This is a genomic window from Olivibacter sp. XZL3 (assembly GCF_004368405.1).
In the GTDB taxonomy this organism is placed as follows: domain Bacteria; phylum Bacteroidota; class Bacteroidia; order Sphingobacteriales; family Sphingobacteriaceae; genus Olivibacter.
In genome coordinates, this window is record NZ_SBJH01000044.1 from 1 (window position 1) to 2,467 (window position 2,467).

At 38.5% G+C, this 2,467-nt stretch carries 2 protein-coding genes; one reads left to right on the forward strand and one right to left on the reverse strand.

Translation table 11 applies throughout. From position 1 onward, the window contains the following. The coding region (locus EPX21_RS10565) for a hypothetical protein (protein ID WP_206106046.1) at positions 1-425 on the forward strand (425 nt) is incomplete at its 5' end. A 525-nt stretch (positions 426-950) separates the two neighbouring features. Here EPX21_RS10565 and EPX21_RS10570 read toward each other — a convergent pair. Next, positions 951-2,327: a hypothetical protein gene (locus tag EPX21_RS10570; protein WP_134089666.1), complete on the reverse strand. Its 1,377-nt coding sequence runs from the start codon at positions 2,325-2,327 to the stop codon at positions 951-953. Positions 2,328-2,467: the final 140 nt, after the last annotated feature.

Here is a 2,467-nt window from a genome sequence, read left to right on the forward strand (position 1 = left end):
AATTAAATCTAACGTTTTTGATGAAAACACTCCTTAAGTTTTTAAAATATCGTGTCCACTTTTTGCTGACGATTTACATTGATTCAGATAGAGGTACCCCACAAGAAATAGTGAATACTACCGCAGTGGACGAATTAAGAGCAAACGGCATTAAAGCATATGTGACCCGAAAACGTGAGCCAGAGAATTATATACATTTATCAGTTTTAAACCTTGGTGCGGGTAATGCACTTACATACACTGAAACATGTGATGCGAAGCATCTAATTAGCGTAGCTAAATCAAAAAAAAAAGAAGATGTCCTTGATTCATTCTGGCCGTCGATGACTGCGGTTCTGATTCGGGAGGTCGAAAAGTATGAGGATAATGGAGCAGTTAGATACGAATTCACGGAAATATTTAATGACTTTATAACAATCTGCTAATCGCATTGCAGTAAGCAAATTATAAGTAGGGGCCAAGTGTTAGAACACTATGGAACACTGCAGAGAGTTTCACATATCTTCCGGGGATGTCTAAATAGCTCCAACCTAATTGAAAAACTGCTTTTTTGACAACAAAGCTAGATAACTAATCAAACGATTGCAATATTCACTTATTTAGCACGGATACAGTAAAGCAGGAGCACTTGTAAAAAATCAGACGACATTGGCGAGAATTTTGCTTACTGGGAAAAGAGTAAAGCCACGCTGTACCGATATTTCCGGCATGAAGCCCTTCACATTGATGGCTTAGCTACTGAATAGTTCAAAGATATTAACTTTATTCTTACTAAAAATTACTTGCTGAATAAACCAAAGAGTATACGACGAAATATACTAAAAATGGTTATTTACTGACCTCAAGGCTATGAAAGTATCCCCGGAGGATACCTAAAACCCCTATAGCGTTGCGTAAGGGGCAAAAAGTAGGGCCCTGCCCAACTTCCGCTTGCTCTATTTCTATTATTATTATGAACCAATGACTAGCATAGGCAGATAGCCACTATTCGTAATGGAATCATCTGCAGCCGCTAATATGTAGCTCAACTTTGGACTAAAGGTAGCCTGTGAAATACCAGGTTGTACAATGGTAAAGAGAAACTGTAATCTTTTACCACTGGACATCAGAGCCTGGAATATGGCAGGATTTCCGACTAAAAATTTGTGTATATTACCGTTGGTTCTCTGCAAAATCTTACGACTGAAGGATTGACGGTTAACAGTCCATGCCTGTGATTTTACGGCTTGCATACAGACTTCATAAACGTCATTCACACGATCTCCCGGAGCATTACCACCTGAACCCTTAATGTGATAAAGATTAATCTCTACACGATCCGGTAAGTCAATAAAAGAAACAAAATCTGCTACTTCCCCTTGACCATGATCATAAATTAGTAGTGTGTAATTATCAGCCATCAATTTGGCCTGTAAAGTTTCGTGAATAGAATTCAGGTTACCATTACCAGCCTTTTGGGCAGTTGTACTATAGAATTCTCGCTTTACATCGGTATTTGCCCAACTGAATGCCTGAATTTTACTGTTATCAAAATGAAAATCCGCATCACTTGGTGGCGCATAATATTCATGATTGCCAATTGTTGCAAAATCATCCAAATAGATTTGAAGCGGGCATTCATCAAGGTAATCCAGTAATGGAATCTGATGCCCCGCCTCTTCTACAATAAATTCAAAATCAGGCTCCTCCACATATAGAAAATAATTATCAAAGTCGTAACTTAACTTAAGTTGAATGCCGTGGGAAATCAGATCAAAGAGCAGAATATTCAAAGTGCTATTAGCCTTATCAAGTTCAATATCAAAATCCAGCAACTGATAAGTCTCGACTATTTCGCCATCTTCCAATTTGTATAATAATGGAGGTTCACTAAAGGTCACATTGTTCCAAGTGGCACCATGGGCCGGCAAAGGGAAGCTGTCTACTACTTTACCAATTGGCAAGTCATCAAAAGCAGTATTTGTTTTCACCTCCCTCATACTGACAATTTTAGCAGCTAGCACCTGACACCATTTGACATAATTGGGAATTTTCTCATAAGCATTGCTCCAAACCTTAGAAGCACTACTATAACCAACTGTCATTTTATTACCCGCGGTATTGCCCTTCATAAATACGTGTCCATTCGCATAATTCTTGCCGTGGCTTTTCTTGATCGTTGTCTCTGCATTTGGCCCCGCTGTGATTCGATAAGATTCTCCACTATGTGCAGAACGGTTTAACATACCAATATTGAAAAACTCGGGGTTTGCAACATCTAACAACACTTTGTTTATTTGATATTTAGAAACCCTGGTATAATCTCCAACTGCAAAGACTTCCACCATATTGTCATAGAATTGCGGTGTTTTGATAGAAGAATGCAGGAACAGCAGTTTGGTCGGCTTGTAATCTCCCCTTAAAACAGCTACGAATATTAATGTAGTTTTATAATTTAGGGACAATGAAAAAAAGCAAGTTCAGCGAG

Bases quoted from the DNA above. Each gene is read 5' to 3' on its own strand.
- EPX21_RS10570 (WP_134089666.1), bottom strand. From the start codon at position 2,327: ATGGTGGAAGTCTTTGCAGTTGGAGATTATACCAGGGTTTCTAAATAT.